17 protein-coding genes are annotated in these 16653 nt (G+C 73.0%); 5 read left to right on the top strand and 12 right to left on the bottom strand.

The window, feature by feature from the left end; genetic code table 11:
* Positions 1-57 precede the first annotated feature (57 nt).
* The 9 genes from GLX25_RS12670 to GLX25_RS12630 form a co-directional block, all read right to left on the bottom strand.
* Complete coding sequence (locus GLX25_RS12670) at positions 58-1011, bottom strand: NAD(P)/FAD-dependent oxidoreductase (RefSeq protein WP_166548785.1); 954 nt, start codon at positions 1009-1011, stop codon at positions 58-60.
* A gap of 3 nt (positions 1012-1014) precedes the next feature.
* Positions 1015-1851, bottom strand: a complete 837-nt coding sequence (locus tag GLX25_RS12665) for a VOC family protein (RefSeq protein WP_166548784.1) — start codon at positions 1849-1851, stop codon at positions 1015-1017.
* Positions 1852-1948: 97 nt separating this feature from the next.
* Positions 1949-2842 carry a 3-methyladenine DNA glycosylase gene (locus tag GLX25_RS12660; RefSeq protein WP_166548783.1) on the bottom strand — a complete coding sequence of 298 codons (894 nt, stop codon included), beginning with the start codon at positions 2840-2842 and terminating at the stop codon, positions 1949-1951.
* Positions 2843-2906: 64 nt separating this feature from the next.
* The gene (locus GLX25_RS12655; RefSeq protein WP_155842808.1) at positions 2907-3224 is read right to left on the bottom strand and encodes a hypothetical protein; all 318 of its coding nucleotides are present in this window, start codon (positions 3222-3224) and stop codon (positions 2907-2909) included.
* 68 nt (positions 3225-3292) lie between these two features.
* Positions 3293-3433 (bottom strand): hypothetical protein, encoded by a 141-nt coding sequence (locus GLX25_RS12650; RefSeq protein ID WP_155842807.1) that lies wholly within the window; start codon positions 3431-3433, stop codon positions 3293-3295.
* Positions 3430-3867, bottom strand: a complete 438-nt coding sequence (locus GLX25_RS12645) for a GNAT family N-acetyltransferase (RefSeq protein ID WP_155842806.1) — start codon at positions 3865-3867, stop codon at positions 3430-3432. Before GLX25_RS12645 ends, GLX25_RS12650 begins: the two co-directional genes overlap by 4 nt.
* A gap of 36 nt (positions 3868-3903) precedes the next feature.
* Entirely contained in the window at positions 3904-4926 is a 1023-nt protein-coding gene (locus tag GLX25_RS12640) for a 1-aminocyclopropane-1-carboxylate deaminase (RefSeq protein WP_155842805.1), read from the bottom strand.
* 119 nt (positions 4927-5045) lie between these two features.
* A complete protein-coding gene (locus tag GLX25_RS12635) occupies positions 5046-5771 on the bottom strand; it encodes a hemerythrin domain-containing protein (RefSeq protein WP_155842804.1) in 726 nt (241 codons plus the stop codon).
* Positions 5772-5885: 114 nt separating this feature from the next.
* Positions 5886-6371 carry a DUF3806 domain-containing protein gene (locus GLX25_RS12630; protein WP_155842803.1) on the bottom strand — a complete coding sequence of 162 codons (486 nt, stop codon included), beginning with the start codon at positions 6369-6371 and terminating at the stop codon, positions 5886-5888.
* 162 nt (positions 6372-6533) lie between these two features.
* Here GLX25_RS12630 and GLX25_RS12625 point away from each other — a divergent pair, with 162 nt between their 5' ends.
* The 3 genes from GLX25_RS12625 to GLX25_RS12615 all read left to right on the top strand — a co-directional run bounded on the left by GLX25_RS12625 (position 6534) and on the right by GLX25_RS12615 (position 12457).
* Positions 6534-7496 (top strand): dioxygenase family protein, encoded by a 963-nt coding sequence (locus GLX25_RS12625; RefSeq protein ID WP_155842802.1) that lies wholly within the window; start codon positions 6534-6536, stop codon positions 7494-7496.
* A gap of 225 nt (positions 7497-7721) precedes the next feature.
* Positions 7722-11276 carry a metallophosphoesterase gene (locus GLX25_RS12620; RefSeq protein WP_155842801.1) on the top strand — a complete coding sequence of 1185 codons (3555 nt, stop codon included), beginning with the start codon at positions 7722-7724 and terminating at the stop codon, positions 11274-11276.
* Positions 11273-12457, top strand: a complete 1185-nt coding sequence (locus GLX25_RS12615) for a HupE/UreJ family protein (protein ID WP_155842800.1) — start codon at positions 11273-11275, stop codon at positions 12455-12457. Before GLX25_RS12620 ends, GLX25_RS12615 begins: the two co-directional genes overlap by 4 nt.
* Before the next feature lie 18 nt (positions 12458-12475).
* Here GLX25_RS12615 and GLX25_RS12610 read toward each other — a convergent pair whose 3' ends face one another.
* Entirely contained in the window at positions 12476-12946 is a 471-nt protein-coding gene (locus GLX25_RS12610) for a DUF805 domain-containing protein (protein WP_271192470.1), read from the bottom strand.
* 125 nt (positions 12947-13071) lie between these two features.
* Between GLX25_RS12610 and GLX25_RS12605 the strand changes: the two genes are divergently transcribed.
* Complete coding sequence (locus GLX25_RS12605; protein ID WP_166548782.1) at positions 13072-14616, top strand: ATP-dependent DNA ligase; 1545 nt, start codon at positions 13072-13074, stop codon at positions 14614-14616.
* Entirely contained in the window at positions 14613-15059 is a 447-nt protein-coding gene (locus GLX25_RS12600) for a VOC family protein (protein ID WP_155842799.1), read from the top strand. The genes GLX25_RS12605 and GLX25_RS12600 overlap by 4 nt, the downstream gene beginning before the upstream one ends.
* 25 nt (positions 15060-15084) lie before the next feature.
* On the opposite strand, the gene GLX25_RS12595 is transcribed toward GLX25_RS12600, so the two are convergent.
* Both GLX25_RS12595 and GLX25_RS12590 read right to left on the bottom strand, forming a co-directional pair.
* The gene (locus GLX25_RS12595) at positions 15085-15702 is read right to left on the bottom strand and encodes a dihydrofolate reductase family protein (RefSeq protein WP_155842798.1); all 618 of its coding nucleotides are present in this window, start codon (positions 15700-15702) and stop codon (positions 15085-15087) included.
* Between the two features lie 189 nt (positions 15703-15891).
* A complete protein-coding gene (locus GLX25_RS12590; protein ID WP_155842797.1) occupies positions 15892-16635 on the bottom strand; it encodes a hypothetical protein in 744 nt (247 codons plus the stop codon).
* Between the last annotated feature and the right edge of the window lie 18 nt (positions 16636-16653).

Here is a 16653-nt window from a genome sequence, read left to right as displayed (position 1 = left end):
CCGCATCCGGCCTCGTGACGTCGACGACGCAGCACGCCCGGACGTGAGGTCGACGTGTCAGCCGCGCGCGTCGAGCGCGTTCCGGATGTCCTCGTCGACGAGGTCGGAGTTGATCGCGGCGCCCGTGAGGCTCCCCGACGACATCGCCCACGGCACGGACGATCGCGACCCGACGACGTTGCCCGCGGCGTACAGGCCCCGCACGCTCGTGCGGCCGTCCTCGTCGACGAGCACCTGGTCGACGCCGCCCTGGCGCATCGACCTGGCACGGAGACGCCGCAGCAGGTCGTCGTTGGGCACGGCCTTCGGCGCCACGAAGACCGCGTCGGCCTCCCACTCGCTGCCGTCCTCGAGGCGGATGCCGCGGAGCCGTCCGTCGTCGTCGGCGAACACCTCGACCACGCGTCGGTCCTCGACCACGATGCCGCGGGCGTCGAGGCCCGCGCGGGCGCCGGGGGTGAGCACGGCGCCCTGCGTGCAGAACACCACGTCGGCCGAGAGCTGCCGCAGGAGCTGCGCCTGGTGGGCGTTCGCGGCGGTGGAGGCGATGACCGCGATCCGCCGGTCGCGGAACTCCCATCCGTCGCAGTACGGGCAGAGCGCGACGCCGCGACCCCACTGGTCGGCGAGGCCGGGGAGGTCGGGCAGTTCGTCGCGGAGCCCCGTCGCGACGAGCAGCCGACGCGCGAGATGGCGCTCGCCGGACTCGAGCACGACCTCGAAGACGGGGCCGTCCGGGCCCGCGGCATCCGCCTCGATCTCGGCGACGTCGACGACCTCGCCCGACTCGACCGCGACGTCGTAGCGCGTGAGTTCGGCGCGGCCGGCCGCGAGCAGGTCGAGCGGCGACGTGTGGTCGCGTCCGAGCACGCCGTGCATGTGCTCCGCCGGGGCGTTCCGAGGCCGCCCGCCGTCGACGACGAGCACGCTGCGGCGCGAGCGGCCGAGCATCAGCGCGGCGGAGAGACCGGCGCTGCCGCCGCCCACGATCACCACGTCCCAGGCGGCCACGCCTCACCCGTCCGACTCGGGCGCGGAGGCGGCCGAGGTCGCCGCGGGCGCCGAGGCCGCGTCCGACGTGCCGGACGTCGGCGACGCCACCACGAAGTACGCGCCGCTGGGGTCGGTGAGGCCCGCACGACGTCCGTCGGGCACGTCCCACGGCGGCACCACGAGCGTGCCGCCCGCGGCGACCGCGCGCGCCACGGTCGCCTCGACGTCGTCGACCTGGAAGCCCACGTTCCACGTCGGCGGCAGCTCGGCGCCGAGCAGCTCGGCGGCGTCGAGGATCCGTGCGAACGTCCGGCCGGCGTGCCGGTAGACCGCGTACCGCGGTCCGCCGTCGCCGTGCTCGACGTCCCAGTGGAACGCGTGCGCGTAGAACCGCTCGGCGGCGTCGAAGTCGCTCGCGGCGAGCTCGAACCGGGTCGCCGAGCCCGTCTCGTCGTACACGTCGAAGCCGGGCAGGCCGCCCGGCTGCCAGTACCCGACGACGGCGCCGGTCGCGTCGATCGCGAGGCCCATGACGCCCATGTCGGGGATGTCGATCGGCTCGAAGAGGACCGTGCCGCCGGCCTCGGCGATCCGCTCGCTCGTCGCCGCCGCGTTCCAGGTCAGCAGGTAGACGGTCCAGTGCGGCGGCGCCGGGTCGTCGTCGGTGCGGGACCCCGCGCCCCCGACGCGCTTGCCGTCGAGCAGGAACGTCGTGTACCCGCCGTACCGCTCGACCTCGCTGCGGTCGGCCGTCCAGCCGAACACGCTCGTGTAGAAGTCGATCGCCCCGTCGAGGTCGGTCGTGGTCAGGTCGACCCAGGCCGGTGCTCCCGCGACGAGGTCATCTGATCCGGGCATGCAGGCCTCCAGTCGGTGCATCGGAGCGGCGGCGCCGTCGCAGAACGGGGCGCTTCCGGATGCTAGCACCGCGGGTCATGGCTCCGACAGGCGGCGGTCAGTGCGCGGGCAAGGTGGCGAGGATGCCGGCGCGCAGCGCGTTCGCGCGCTCCGCGAACCCGCGCTGCCGCCGGACGTACTCGGCCTTCCCCTCGGCGGTCTCGATGCGCACCGGCTCGCCGCCCCACGGCGCCATGTCGTACGGCGAGGCCTGCATGTCGAGGTACCGGATGTCGCGGGCCAACTCGAACGCGTCCAGCAGCAGTTCCCCCGGCACCAGCGGGCCGAGCTTGACCGCCCACTTGTAGACGTCCATGTTCGCGTGCAGGCAGCCGGGCTGCTCGATCTCGGGCTGTGACTGCCGGGTCGGCGCGAAGCGGTTGCGGGGCGTGGCGTCCGGCGTGAAGAACCGGTACGCGTCGATGTGCGTGCAACGGAGCTCGTGCGCCTCGACGACCTCGTCGGTCGCCGCCTGCCCGAGGCGGAGCGGCACCGGGTGCCGGTGCTCGCCCTGCCGGTACACCATCGCCCATTCGTGCAGCCCGAAGCAGCCGAACTGCCCGGGTCGGGCGGCGGTCCGCCGCAGCATCCGCTCGACGAGGCCGAGCATCGTCCCCTTCTCGGCGCGCATCGCGTCGGCGTCGACGACGAGCCCGCGGATGGTTGCGCCGCGCGTGTACCAGCGCCAGTCGGCGCGCGGCGTGCCGGCGGCATCCGCCAGCTCGACGCCCGCGCCCGGATGCCAGCGGCGCAGCACCGACGGCGAGTACGAGTAGTAGGTGAAGAGGAAGTCCTCGATCGGATGCCGCTCGCCGCGCGCCCTACGCGACCGGTGACCGGCGGTCAGGGCGTCGGCCCGTTCCGCGTGCGCCGCCTCGCGGGCGCGCCAGTCGGCGGCGTCGACAACGACGGCGCCGAGGGCCGAGTCGTGGGTCGGGGCGGTCGAGGTCACCCGTCGAGGATAGGCGGCGATGCTGGATGGGCTCGCAGCAGCCGGACCGGAGCCCTTCGCCCGATCAGGGGGTGATCTCGTCGACGAACGCGAGTGCGTCGCCCGCGATCGTCGCCCATTCGTCGCCGCGCGCGGACGGCACGACCGCCCACTCGCGCATCGGGCGGCCGCGCATGACCATCGGGGCGAGCGCGAGTTCGGCGATGCGTTCCTCCGGGAGCTTCACGACGAGGTCGCCACCGCCCTCGACGAAGGCGAAGAGCTTGCCGCGCACCGAGTAGCCCTCGGAGCCGAACATCCTCCCGACGGACACGTCGGGACGGGCGATCAGGTCGGCGGTCGCCTCGGCGAGGCGCTCACGCCCACGGGTCCGCGCATCCATGGGCTGACGCTATCGCCGGCCGGCGACATCCGCAGCGCCCGCAATGGAAGCGACCCGACCCGACCGGGTCAGGCGTGCTCGTCGTGATGGCCCTCGTGCAGGTGTGCCGACGCGGCGTCGAAGTGGATGCCGCAGCGGCGGCAGTACTCGGCCTTGAGCGCCTCGTAGCGGTCGTGCGAGACGTGGTGCGCGTCGTCGCGTCCGGTCATGTCGCCTCCTCGACGGCGTTGGTCCCGCGGACCATCCACTGCTCGGGCCGGGCGAGCGGCTCGAACCCGAATCGTTCGTACAGGGTATGCGCATCGCCGGTCGCGAGCACGAGCCGCTTCAGCCCGAGCGGCTCGAGCTGCTCGACGACGAAGCCGATCAGGCCGACCCCGACGCCGCGCCCCCGCGCCTCCGGCGCCACGATCACGTCGCACAGCCAGGCGAAGGTGATGCCGTCGGTGACGATACGGGCGTAGCCGAGCTGTTCACCGGTCTCGGCGTCGTACGCGCCGTAGTTCCACGACGCGTCGATCGCGGCGTCCTGCACCTCGCGCGGCCGGCCGAGCGCCCAGTAGGCGTGCTCCGAGATCCACTCGTGCACGCGGGCCCGGTCGATGTCGCCCGTTTCGCCCGAGTACCGGATCCCGTCTGCCATCCGCACATCCTCCCAGCAGTCGGCCGCGACATCCGCTCAGTGGTAGCGGCCGCTGTACGCGTTGATCGCCGGCTGCCCGCCGAGGTGGGCGTAGAGCACGTTCGAGTCCTTCGGGATGTCGCCCGACGAGACGAGGTCGATGAGCCCCGCCATCGACTTGCCCTCGTACACCGGGTCGAGGATGACGCCCTCGAGGCTGCCGGTGAGCCGCATGGCCTCGTCGGTCGACTCGACCGGGATGCCGTAGAGGTCGCCCGCCCAGCCGTCGAGCACGGTGATCTCGTCGTCGCGCAGGTCGCGTCCGAGGCCGATCGTGGCCGCCGTGTTCCGCGCGATGCGCGCCACCTGGTCGCGCGTCTCGTCGATCTTCGCCGACGCGTCGATGCCGACGACCCGACGCGGCCGGCCGCCGAAGTTGTGCTCGAGGTCGGCGAAGCCCGCGATCATGCCCGCGTGCGTCGATCCCGTGACCGAGCACACCACGATGGTGTCGAAGAAGACGCCGAGCGACTCCTCCTGCGCGGCGACCTCGTGCGCCCAGTTCGCGAAGCCGAGGCCGCCGAGCGGGTGGTCGGACGCGCCGGCGGGGATCGGGTACGGCGTGCCTCCGGCGGCCTCGACATCCGCGATCGCCTGCTTCCACGAGTCGCGGAAGCCGATGCTGAAGCCGGCGGGGGAGAGGCGCACGTCGGCGCCCATGAGTCGCGAGAGCAGGATGTTGCCCACCCGGTCGTTGACCGAGTCGGGCCAGTCGACCCAGTGCTCCTGCACGAGCACGGCCCTCATGCCGAGGTGCGCGGCGACCGCGGCGACCTGGCGGGTGTGGTTCGACTGCACGCCGCCGATCGACACGAGCGTGTCGGCGCCCTTCGCGAGCGCGTCGGGCACGAGGTACTCGAGCTTGCGGGTCTTGTTGCCGCCGAATGCGAGGCCGGAGTTCACGTCCTCGCGTTTCATCCAGACGCGGGCGCCGCCGAGGTGGGCGCTCAGGCGGTCGACGGGGTGGATCGGGCTCGGCCCGAAGGTCAGCTGGTGACGGGGGAAGTCGGCGAGGGCCATGGTGCTCCTTCAGGGGAGTGGCGGTGACGGATGCCTCGAGGTCGCCCGCGCGGGGGAGCGGCATGCAATATATTGCAGCGGATGCCGCGGCTCGCGTCAAGCCCGGCCCGCCTCACCGCCTAGATCGTCTTCGGAACCGCGCGGCCGGGGAACAGCGTCGCGTACTGCTTGCGATACAGGCGCTTGCCGACGAGCCGGTACGCCATGCGGATCGGCAACGGGATGTCCATGATGAACTCCCGCTGCTCGTCGGGCGGGTTCGTCGCGAGGATCATGCCGAGGTACGCGAGGACCACCTTCTTCTCGAATGCGTCGACGCCGTGGCTCGAGAGCTGCTCGAACTCCTCCTCCGTGAGCACCTTCTCGACCGCGGGCGTCACCTCGGTCACCTCGCGGCGCAGGTGCACCTTCAGCATCGCCGAGAGGTCCTCGTACCTCGTCGCGAGCTGCTCGCCGAGTTCGGCGTCGGCGCTCTCCCGCCAGCGCTCGCGGATCGGGGCGAGCTCGTCGAGCGCCTGCCTGACCTGCTCGTGCTGCGCGAGCATCTGCGCGATGTGCAGTGCGCAGGCCGGGGCGCGCTCGCCGAGCTGCGGGTACATGTAGAGGTCCTCGCCCTCGTGATGCACGTGCAGGAGCTTGTCGAAGTTGCCGAGCACCTCGCCGACGTAGCCCGAGCGCTCGGTGTCGCCGTCGGCAGCGGATCGCACGAGACCCGGCGCCTCGTCGTACGACCAGAGGAAGACCCGGTGGATGCGGCGCATCGCGGCCGTCGCCTGGCAGAGCACCGGCCCGTCGGGGACCGGCGCGGCGGTCTCGCCCGCCTGCATGGTGAAGAAGTCGGACATCGGACCATCCCCCAGATGATCGCGCTGCGTCGATGCGCGCTGCGCCCTCGAGCGCGACGATATCCCTCGCGGGTTCGGCCGACAAGGCTGCGGGGCAGCCCCGTCCGGGGGGTCTCAGCGGCGGCGCCCGCCCCCGTCGCCGTGCGCGAGTCGGCGCACGTGCGTGAGCCGCTCCGCGGTCTCGACGAGGAACGCGCCCGAGCCCTCCTCCGCGCGCCAGTGCTCGTCGACGATGGTGATCGGGCGGAGGAGCACCTGGCCTCGCGGCTGGTACAGGGCGAGGTCGAGGCCGTCGACGTGCTCGGCCAGCCGCCATGACAGGCCGGTGCGCCGGGCGACGTACTCGCCGAACGCCGTGCCCAGCGCGTTGACCTGGATGACCGGGTCGTCACGCTCGGGCGGGTTGATCCGGCGCCATCCGGCCGACCAGCGCTCGTAGAGCGCACGCAGTTGCCCGAGGTCGTCGGGGTCGGCGCCCGCGTCGGCCACCAGCGCGACGTGCGCGTCGATCCAGTCGCGCTCGGGCTCGCCGATCTCGACGAGCCGCGGCATCGGCGGCGCGTCGTCGACCGGCGCCGTCCGGCGCGAGAAGAGGGGCACCCGACGATTCTCTCCCGAACGGCTGACGACTCGGTGCGAGTCGCGTCCCGACCCCACCGACCGCAGCTCATCGCGGGCGCATCGGGCCCGCATAGCGGACCCACAGGCGCGCCCGCCAACGTGGTCGCGAAGACGACGAGACGACGAGACGAGGACACGGCGATGGCGAACGAGGCGAGCCCGACGACCGGGGCGACGACGACCGATCCCCAGGATGACGTGGAGGTCGACGGTGCCGACGCGGTCGACCCGCGCTGGATCGACGAGCACGGCCGGGTCATCGACGAGGACCACCGCGGGCTCACCTACGACATCCGCACCCTCATCGACCGCCGGCGGGCACTCGGCATCTTCGGCGGAGTCGGGCTCACGTCACTGCTCGCGGCGTGCGGCATCGGCGAGTCGGATCCGGCCGGCGCCTCGGCGGGCTCGACCGCGAGCGCCTCGCCGAGCGCCACGGCCTCCGCCTCGCCGAGCGCGAGTGCCGCCGATTCCGGCCCCGTCGACGAGGTGCCCGACGAGACCGCCGGGCCCTACCCGGGCGACGGCTCGAACGGCGTGAACGTGCTCGACGACTCGGGCATCGTGCGCAGCGACATCCGATCGTCCTTCGGCTCCTCGACGGCCGTGGCCGACGGCGTGCCGCTCACCATCCGCCTCACCGTGCGCGACGCCGCGACGGGCAGCCCGATGGTCGGCGCGGGCGTCTACCTGTGGCACTGCGACCGCGACGGCGGGTACTCGCTGTACAGCCCGGGCCTGCAGAGCGTGAACTACCTGCGCGGCGTCCAGGCGACCGACGACTCCGGCACGGTGCAGTTCACCTCGATCTACCCCGCGTGCTACACGGGCCGCTGGCCCCACATCCACTTCGAGGTGTACACCGACGTGGCGAACGCCGTCGCGTCGGGGCCGATCGTGAAGACGTCGCAGATCGCCCTCCCCGAAGAGGTCAACGCGCTCGTCTACGCCACCGCCGGGTACGAGCAGAGCGTGCGGAACGCCGCGCAGGTGAGCCTGGCGAGCGACAACGTGTTCGGCGACGACGGCGGCATCCACCAGATCGCGTCGATGTCGGGCTCGGCCTCGTCGGGCTGGACCGCGGCCCTCACGATCGGGGTCTGACCCGGGGCGGCTCCGCCTCTCGTCCGCCGCCCGGCCCGTCGCCCGGCACCGCCCGGGAAGCGTTCGCCGGGCCGCCCCCGAGCCGTCGCCGACTGCACGTCGCCCGTTCACCCGGGCTGGCCACCGTGGCATCCGGAAGCGCCCGCACCCTCGCGCGCGGGACCGGAGCGACACCACGGAGGATGCTGGGGAATGCGGTCGACACGCAGTCGTGCAGGCGGGCGGATGTCAGGGGTGATCGCGATGGCGGTCACCGGAATCGTGGGGGCGGGACTGGCGATCGCGCCGGCGGTCCCGGCCGCGGCCAAGCCGGCTCCGGTCGAGGTCGCCGCCCCGGTCCTCGCGCCGGGCGGCGGGGCGCACCTCGAGGGCTCGGTGACCGTCGTCGCCGAACCGGTCACCGCGGACGACAGCGTCGCGAGCCTCGAGGTCGACGGGCAGGAGGTCGCGGCGACCGAGACCGTCGGCGTGTCGACGCTGGGCTTCGAGGTCGGATCGAACTCGATCGAGGCGCGCTACGGCAACCACGTCCTGGTCAACGGCGACCACCGGATCGACCTCCCCGACGCCGTCAACACGCGCGTCGAACTCGATATCCCGAACGAGCAGCTCGTGCAGGGCGAGAACTCGATCCGGTTCGTGACGGGCACGATCGAGACGGGCTGCGGCGTGAACCACGACGACTTCGTCGTCTCGGACGTCGGCCTCCGGCTGCTCGGCGAGGTCGCCGACGGCGAGGAGAACGAGTACGCGTTCAACTTCGGCGACGGCGACTGCGGTTCGAACACCTCGAAGCTCCTCGACGCCGACCTCGTCTTCTTCGTCCTCGGCGACCCGCAGCGGACGACGGGCCTCACCACCGAGCTCGACACGACGACGCTCGAGAACGGCCCGCACACGATCGTCGCCAGGACCGCCGCCGGCGGCACCGCCACGAGCGAGGTGTCGGTGAACAACGCGCCGGCGGGCGCGCCCGCGGTGACGCCGCCCGACGGCACGATCGTGAAGGGCGTGCAGGAGGTCTTCGCGACCCGGCCTGCCGACGCACCGGGCGGTGTCGCCGACCTCACGCTCGACGGCGAGGGCATCGGCGCCCTGCCGGTGCTCGGCTCGGGCGACGCGGTGCTGAGCTTCGACGTCGCCTCGAACTCGATCGAGGCGCGCTACCACAGCTACGTCGTCGTGAACGGCCTGAAGTACGACATCGGCGGCGACCACGTCAGCGAACGCGTGCACGTCGTCTTCCCGAACGAGTGGCTCCGGCCGGGCTCGAACACGATCGAGCTCGTGACCGGCACCTACCAGACCTCGTGCGGCGCCAACCGCGACGACTACACGATCTCCTCGGTGGCGCTCGCGCCGACGACGGGCGGTGCGATCGGCGTGGGCCTCGCGGGCACCTACCGCATGGGCGACGGCAGCTGCGGCAGCAACACCACCCTGCTCCGCGAGGCCACGTTCGCGTTCGACGTCGACGCGCCCGCGAAGGGCCTGCGCTCTGACCTCGACACCGCGACCGTCGCCGACGGCGAGCACACGGTCGCGGCCACGTCGACCACCGGCGAGGTCGCCACCCGGCTGCTCGTCACCGACAACACGGGTCCGGCGATCGCCTCGAGCGTCCCGGCGGCCGGGTCGAACATCACGCGGGCGGTCGCGCTCGACGTGCGGCTCGAGGACGCCTCGGGCATCGCCGACGGCCCCGAGGTCACGCTCGACGGCGAGGCGATCGGGCTCGCCGAACAGGTCGGTCCCGGGCTGGTCGCCGGCGAGCACACCCTCGTCGTCACCGCGACCGACGGCATGGGCAACGAGGCGACGCACGAGATCGCCTTCGTCTCGGCCGGCATCCCCGACGTCCCCGCCGACCTCGCCCCCGCATCGGGCACCGCCGACGTCACCGGCCCGGTCACGCTCTCCGCGAGGGTCGGCGAGCCGGGCGACGGCGACGTGACGGCCACCTTCTCGCAGGCCGACATCCTCACGCCGAACCAGGTCTGGCAGGGCACCTCGTCGGGCATCCCGACCACGCTGCAGGTCCAGGGCGAGCAGAAGGCGGATGCCGCGGCCCTCGAGCCCGGCGACGGCGCGACGCTCGACGGCGACGCCTCCCGCGACGTGGTGTTCCAGCGCTTCGACGTGATGGTCACGGGCCGGGTGCAGGACCCCGTCATCCGCTGGACCGGCACGGTCGACCCCGACCGCGTCGCGACGCTCCGCGCCTGGAACCTGCAGGCGCACGCGTGGGACGCGCTCGCCGGATCGCGCGGCGCAGTGGAGGGCGACACCGTCCTCACCGCGACCGTCGACGAGCGCTACATCGACGGCCGGCAGGTCCACGTCATGGTGACCGGCGAGGACCCGTTCGCCGACGACCTCGAGGCGGGCGACCCGAACGCGTTCGCCGACCCCGACGCGGTCGACTTCTCGATCGCGCACTTCACCGACACGCAGTACCTGTCGGAGGGCGCGGTCGAGCAGGAGACGGCCGAGGAGCGCGCGATCTGGGAGTCCGCGTACGGCGGCATCGTCGACTGGATCGCAGGCAACGCCGACGAGCGCAAGATCTCGTACGTCGCGCACACGGGCGACCTCATCGAGAACAACATCCGCGCCCCGCAGACCGACGAGATGCGCGAGCAGGTCATCGGCGAGTGGGAGGTGTCCTCCCGCCAGCACGACGTGCTCGACGCGGCGGGCATCCCCAGCGGCGTCGTCGCGGGCAACCACGACAACCAGTCCGGCACCGAGAACGGCCCCGACGCGATCTTCAACGACTACTTCGGGCCGCAGAACTCCGAGGATGCGGCCGCGTCGTGGACGCAGGCCGAGTACGGCGGGCCGTGGCGCGAGGGCGACAACCAGAACCACTACGACCTGTTCTCGGCCGGCGGCCTGGACTTCGTCGTGGTCGGCCTGTCGTACGGCGTGACGCGCGAGGAGGCCGAGTGGGCGAACGGCGTCTTCGAGCAGTTCGCCGACCGCAACGGCATCCTGCTCACGCACGACTACCTCGCGCCGAGCACCGAGCCCGACGGCCGCGACGCGCCGTTCGCGGCGCCGGACGGCTCGATGCTCTACAACACGGTCGTCGCCGAGAACCCCAACGTGTTCTTGATCCTCGCCGGCCACGAGCACGGCGTCGGCACCAACGTGAAGCCGGACGTCGGCGAGATCGACCACGGCGTCGTCGAACTGCTCGCGGACTACCAGTTCTACACGGTGTCCGCCGACCGGCTCGGGCTCACCGAGGTCGGCGGCTACCGGCCCGACGACCAGCTGCGCTTCGGCGCGAGCTTCCTCCGGCTGCTCTCGTTCGACGTCGACCGCAGCGTCATGCACGTCGACACGTACTCGCCGCTGCTCGACGAGTTCGGCGCGACCGAGTACGACGACCGCCGGCGCTACGACGGGTCCGAGGACGAGACCGTGCTGCCGGTCGACCTGACGAGCCGCGTCACGACGCTCCGCACCGATTCACTGGCGGTGTTCGTGCCGTCGGCCGTCGTCGGCGAGACGACCGTGGCCTCGGGCGAGGTCGCCTCGGTCGAGTGGACCCGCCTGAAGGCCGACACCGCGTACGCGTGGATCGTCACGGCCACCTCCGCCGGCGGCGGCACCTCGACCTCCGAGCCGAGCGTGTTCCTGACGACGGATGCCTCGGGCCGGCCCGGCACCTGGAACGAGCGCTCGCCGTGGTTCCCGTTCCTGGGGGAGGTCGCGCCGGCGGGCGCCGACGGCACGGTGGGCGCTGCCGGTACCGCGGGTCCGATGCGATGACGCATGGCTCCACCCGCCGCCGCGGCCCGGTTCGCCGGGTCGCGGCGACGACCGTCCGCGCCGTGGCCGTGATCGGCGTCGCGCTGGCCGTCGGCGCGGGGCTCGCGCCGTCCGGGCCCGCCCTCGCCCATGACGAGACGACGTCGGCGTACGCCGAGGTCGTGCGCGACGGCGACCGCATCACCGCCGAGCTCGCGCTCGAGTACGACCTGCTCCTGAAGTCGGCCTGGGCGTACGCCGAGGCGTACGACGCGACCGACCGCGACGAGCAGGTGCGCCAGCTCGCCGCGTACGCCGAGTCCGTCGACGAGTACGTCGGGGCCCGATTCGTCATCGAGGCCGACGGAGCGCGCTGCGCCGCCGAACCCGCGGGCGCCGGTGGCATCCGGGACCGCGGCGACCGCGCCTTCGCGGTCGTGACGTACGCCTACGACTGCGGCGGGGAAGAGGGCCGTGCGCTCGCCGTCTCGAGCGCGCTGTTCCCCGACGCGGAGGGGTTCGTGCACTCGACGCGGACGATGCTCGAGTGGGACCTCGACGGCGCGGCGGGCAGCGCGGTGCTCGAGGCGGCCGAGCCGACCGTCGAGCTCGCCGACACCGCGCCGCGCGTCGGGGAGTTCTTCGTGCTGGGCGCCGAGCACCTGCTGTTCGGGCTCGACCACGTGCTGTTCCTCGTGGCGCTCCTGCTCGGCGCGCGGACCCTCCACGGGCTCGTGCTCACCGCAACGACCTTCACGGTCGCGCACAGCGTCACGTTCCTCCTCGCCGCGACCGGCGTGGTGGGCGTGCCCGCCGAGATCGTCGAGCCGGTCATCGCGCTCTCGATCGCGATCGCGGCGGTCGCAGCCACCCGGAAGGGCGAGGTGCCCGATCGCTGGCGGATGCCGGTCGTGTTCGCGTTCGGCCTGCTGCACGGGCTCGGGTTCGCGAGCGCGCTGGGCGTCGACGAGGCCTGGTCGTGGGGACTGCTGTGGTCGCTCCTCGCGTTCAACGTGGGCATCGAGGCGGCGCAGCTCGCGATCATCGCGGTCGCGTTCCCGCTGCTCGTGCTGCTGCGGAGGTCGGTCGCGGGTCGGCCGGCAACCGTCGTCGCCGGGCTCGCGGTCGCGGCCGTCGGCACGTTCTGGTTCGCGGAGCGGGTGATCGCGGGGGTGATCGGCGCGGGCGGGCCGGTGGCGTGAGCATCACGCCGGGGCGGATCAGGCCGGGCGGTCGTAGCGGGCGCCCGACGGGCGACTCGGGAGAGCGAGGAGCACGAGCAGGATGATCGGTCCGGCGATCGGGATGAAGAGGAAGAAGAAGAACGGGCCCGGTCGATCGGAGTCGTGGAGCCGGCGCCAGCAGATGGCGAGGAACGGCACGGTGAGCGCGAGGGAGACGACGAGGCCGATGCTCCAGACGATCCAGTACCCCGGTGCGTACACGACGTCGCCGTCGTCGGTCAGCGACACCTGCGCGATCCCCGTGACGCTCAGCAGGCCCGAGATCGCCATGCCGGCGAGGATATACGCGAGGTAGGTCCACCAGAACTCGCTCCGGCTGGCTCGACCGGAGAAGGTCGCGTACTTCCGGAAGAAGCGCGAGATCGCCTGGCCCATCGTCGCGCCGTACAGCGGCTGGTCCAGCGGCACGGAATCCGACGGTCGCACGGTCGGGGAGTCTGCGGACACGGGGCTCCTTCGGTCGATCCGGTCGCGCCCGGTCGGTGCGCACCGGCCTCATCCTCTCGTCCGCCCTCGCTGATCACAAGGCCCTCAGGAGGGCTCGTGTCGGCGGGCGGTGCGAGGATGAACGCGTGCTGCTCGGCGAGGTCGTGACGACGGTCGAGCGGGTCGCGTCCACGCGCTCGCGGCTCGCGAAGGTCGACGCGCTCGCGGGCCTGCTCGCCGGGCTCGCGCCCGACGAGATCGTGCCCGCGGTCGGCTTCCTCACCGCCAAGCCGCGGCAGGGCCGCGTCGGCGTCGGCTGGCGCACGCTCCAGGGCGGCCTGGGCGAGCCGGCGCATGCCGCGAGCCTCACGGTCCTCGACGTCGACGACGCGCTCGAACGGCTCGCGGGTGCGGCGGGCTCCGGTTCGGCCGCCGAGCGCGCCGCCGTGCTCGCCGACCTCGGTTCGCGCGCCACGGCCGCCGAACAGGACTTCCTCTCGCGGGTGATCCTCGGCGAGCTCCGCACGGGTGCGCTCGAGGGCGTGCTGACCGACGCGATCGCGCGCGCCGCCGAGCGCCCGGGCGACGTCGTGCGCCGTGCGGCGATGCTGTCGGGCGACCTCGGCGAGACCGCTCGCATCGCGCTCACGGGCGCGCCGGGCGAACTCGACGCGGTGGGCCTCCGGGTCGGCCGCCCCGTGCTGCCGATGCTGGCCGGCACTGCGCCGAGCGCCGCGGCCGCGCTGGAGCAGGCCGGCGAGGCATCCGTCGAATTCAAGCTCGACGGCGCGCGCATCCAGGTGCACCGCTCCGGCGACGACGTGCGCGTCTTCACGCGCAACCTCGCCGACATCACCCACCGCGTGCCCGAGGTCGTCGACGTGGTCCGCGGCTTCCCCGCGCGCGAGCTGATCCTCGACGGCGAGACGCTCGCGCTCGACGAGGGCGGGGCGCCGCGCCCGTTCCAGGAGACGATGTCGCGGTTCGGCGCCGAGGCCGCCCGCGAGGTGCAGCTGCATCCGTGGTTCTTCGACGTGCTGCACGTCGACGGCCGCGACCTCATCGACGAGCCGCTCTCCGCGCGGCTGGGCGAGCTCGAGCGCGTCGCCGGCGAACACCGCATCCCCGGCGAGGTCACCGGCGACCCCGAGATCGCCGAGCGCGTGGCGCGCGACGCGCTCGCGGCCGGGCACGAGGGCGTCGTGGTGAAGGGCGTCGGCGCGCCGTACGCGGCCGGGCGTCGCGGCGCGAGCTGGATCAAGGTCAAGCCGGTGCTCACCTACGACCTCATCGTGCTCGCTGCGGAGTGGGGTTCCGGCCGCCGCACCGGCTGGCTGTCGAACCTGCACCTCGGCGCGCGCGACCCCGGGGGCGAGTTCGGCGAGCCCGGCGGGTTCGTCATGGTCGGCAAGACGTTCAAGGGGCTCACCGACGAACTGCTGCGGTTCCAGACCGAGCGGTTCCCCGAGATCGAGACGCGACGCACCGCCAGCACGGTGTTCGTGTCGCCGATCACGGTGGTCGAGATCGCGATCGACGGCGTGCAGCGCTCGAGCCGGTACCCCGGCGGCATCGCCCTGCGGTTCGCGCGCGTCAAGGGGTATCGTCCCGACAAGGAGCCCGCCGAGACCGACACGATCCAGACGCTGCGGGCGCTGCTCCGCGGCGGCGACGAAGGGGGCGCGGCATGACGGATGGCACGGGCGCAGGTTCCGGCGGCGACACGGCGGCTCCGGGCCCCGGGCGGGTGCGTCAACTCCGGCTCGTCGTCGAGGCCGACGACTTCGACGCGGCACTGACGTTCTTCCGCGACGTCCTCGGCATGCCCGAGCAGGAGTCCTACAGCGGCGAGGGCGGCGCCGAGGTGCGGATCCTCGACGCGGGTCGCGCGACGCTCGAACTGTCGAACCCGGCGCAGGTCCGGTTCATCGACCGCGTCGAGACCGACGGGGGCCGCAGCGACCGCATCCGGGTCGCGCTCGAGGTGGCGGACTCGGCCGCGGTGACCGACGAACTCGTCGCCGCGGGCGCCGAGCTCGAGGCATCCGCCCGCGAGACGCCCTGGCGCTCGGTCAACGGCCGCGTGCGGGCGCCGGCCGGGCTGCAGCTCACGATCTTCCAGGAGCTCGACTGAGGCCGACCGCCGGCGGGGCTGGCCGCTACCGCCCTTCGGGATCCATGTCGATGCCCGTGACCGGGACGCCCGCGCGCTCGTAGACCAGCGAGACCGCACCCTTCGGGAACGCGACGGGCGGCCGGGCGAGCGTGAAGGCCGCGGGGACGCTGCCGGCATCGAAGAGCCGCTTCCCGCTCCCGAATGCGATCGGGTAGAGGTACAGGTTCAACCGGTCGAGGAGGTCGGCCGCGAGCAGCGATCGAGCGAGGTCGCCGCTGCCGATCACGTGGACCTCGTCGAACCGGTCCCTGATCGCCGGGACCTCGGCCGCGACATCCGTCACCACCGTCGTGCCCGACCACGCGGGGTCGGTCAGCGTGCGCGAGGCGACGAACTTCGGCACGTCCGCGAACTTCGCGCCGACCTGGGTGTCGGTGTGCCGCGGCCAGTAGTCGGCGAAGATGTCGTACGTCCGCCGGCCGAGGAGCAGTGCGTCGAGCCGGTCGATGCCCGCGCCGATCACCTCGCCCGACTTCTCGTCGAGGTAGGGTGCCTGCCAGCCGCCGAACGCGAAGCCGCCCTCGGTGTCCTCCTCGGGGCCGCCCGGGGCCTGGTAGACCCCGTCGAGCGTGATGAACAGGTCCACGGCGACGATGCCCATGTCGTGCTCCTCTCCCGCAGGTCACCGTAGCCCTCGGCGCCGCGCCCGTCGAGGGTGCATGAAGATCCGAACCAGGGGCGCCGCACGAGGCCCGACCGGTGGATTCTCATGCACCGGGGGCACGACGAACGAGCGGATGCCGCGGGGCGTCGACCCCGCGGCATTCGCTCGTCTCGATCGGCTGGCGGCCTACTTCGCCGCGACCAGGCGCACGCCCGCCACGATGAGCGGCAGGTAGCAGAGGCCCCCGAGGATCGCGCCGATCGGGCCGAGGCCGAAGGCGGGGACGATCCAGGGCAGGAACCCGAGGGGCGCGATCCACCACGAGATCGCCTTCGCCCGTGCGAGGGCGAGCGAGACCAGGCCGATGCCGAGGATGCCGGCGCCCATGCCCGAGAACTGCCAGATCGCGACCGACCACTCCTTGGCGTTGGCGTCCATCGCGACGGCGTCCTCGATGGAGAGGGTGTTGCCCGCGCTGATGAGGAACCAGTCCGACAGGAGCAGGCCCGACATCTGGATCGCGCCGAACATGAGGATCACTGCGGCGATCGGCAGGAAGACGCGGCCGCGCGGACCGCGGAGCAGCCCCAGCGTCGCGAGTGCGCCGACGGCGAGCGCGACCCATCCGTAGTGCAGGAGGTTCGCCGACAGGATGCTGAGGGCGGGATCCGCGGCGAGCGAGGCGATGTAGCCGGCCTCGCCGGGTCCGGTCTGCTCGGGCGAGGTGAGCATGCCGCCCGTCATGAGCACGGGTGCCGCGAGGAGGGCGGCACCGCCGAGGCGCTGCAGGCGGTTCGGGCGGACGGGGCCCAGGTCCGCGGCGCGGCCGCGGCCGGCGGGGCGGTCGGATGCGTCGACCGCGGCGGCCTCGGTGGGGCACCCGGTCGGGTGGGCGGTCCCGTCGGCGACGGCGGGTGAGAAGAGGTTCATGGCTGGCCTTCCGGTCGT

This window comes from Agromyces luteolus, from assembly GCF_009729855.1.
Lineage (GTDB): Bacteria > Actinomycetota > Actinomycetes > Actinomycetales > Microbacteriaceae > Agromyces > Agromyces luteolus.
This window is presented reverse-complemented; position numbering and strand designations above follow the sequence as displayed.

Coding starts and splice junctions, on each gene's coding strand:
- GLX25_RS12665 (WP_166548784.1), bottom strand. CDS start 1,851: ATGCCCGGATCAGATGACCTCGTCGCGGGAGCACCGGCCTGGGTCGAC.
- GLX25_RS12655 (WP_155842808.1), bottom strand. CDS start 3,224: ATGGATGCGCGGACCCGTGGGCGTGAGCGCCTCGCCGAGGCGACCGCC.
- GLX25_RS12650 (WP_155842807.1), bottom strand. CDS start 3,433: ATGACCGGACGCGACGACGCGCACCACGTCTCGCACGACCGCTACGAG.
- GLX25_RS12645 (WP_155842806.1), bottom strand. CDS start 3,867: ATGGCAGACGGGATCCGGTACTCGGGCGAAACGGGCGACATCGACCGG.
- GLX25_RS12640 (WP_155842805.1), bottom strand. CDS start 4,926: ATGGCCCTCGCCGACTTCCCCCGTCACCAGCTGACCTTCGGGCCGAGC.
- GLX25_RS12635 (WP_155842804.1), bottom strand. CDS start 5,771: ATGTCCGACTTCTTCACCATGCAGGCGGGCGAGACCGCCGCGCCGGTC.
- GLX25_RS12625 (WP_155842802.1), top strand. CDS start 6,534: ATGGCGAACGAGGCGAGCCCGACGACCGGGGCGACGACGACCGATCCC.
- GLX25_RS12620 (WP_155842801.1), top strand. CDS start 7,722: ATGTCAGGGGTGATCGCGATGGCGGTCACCGGAATCGTGGGGGCGGGA.
- GLX25_RS12615 (WP_155842800.1), top strand. CDS start 11,273: ATGACGCATGGCTCCACCCGCCGCCGCGGCCCGGTTCGCCGGGTCGCG.
- GLX25_RS12600 (WP_155842799.1), top strand. CDS start 14,613: ATGACGGATGGCACGGGCGCAGGTTCCGGCGGCGACACGGCGGCTCCG.
- GLX25_RS12595 (WP_155842798.1), bottom strand. CDS start 15,702: ATGGGCATCGTCGCCGTGGACCTGTTCATCACGCTCGACGGGGTCTAC.
- GLX25_RS12590 (WP_155842797.1), bottom strand. CDS start 16,635: ATGAACCTCTTCTCACCCGCCGTCGCCGACGGGACCGCCCACCCGACC.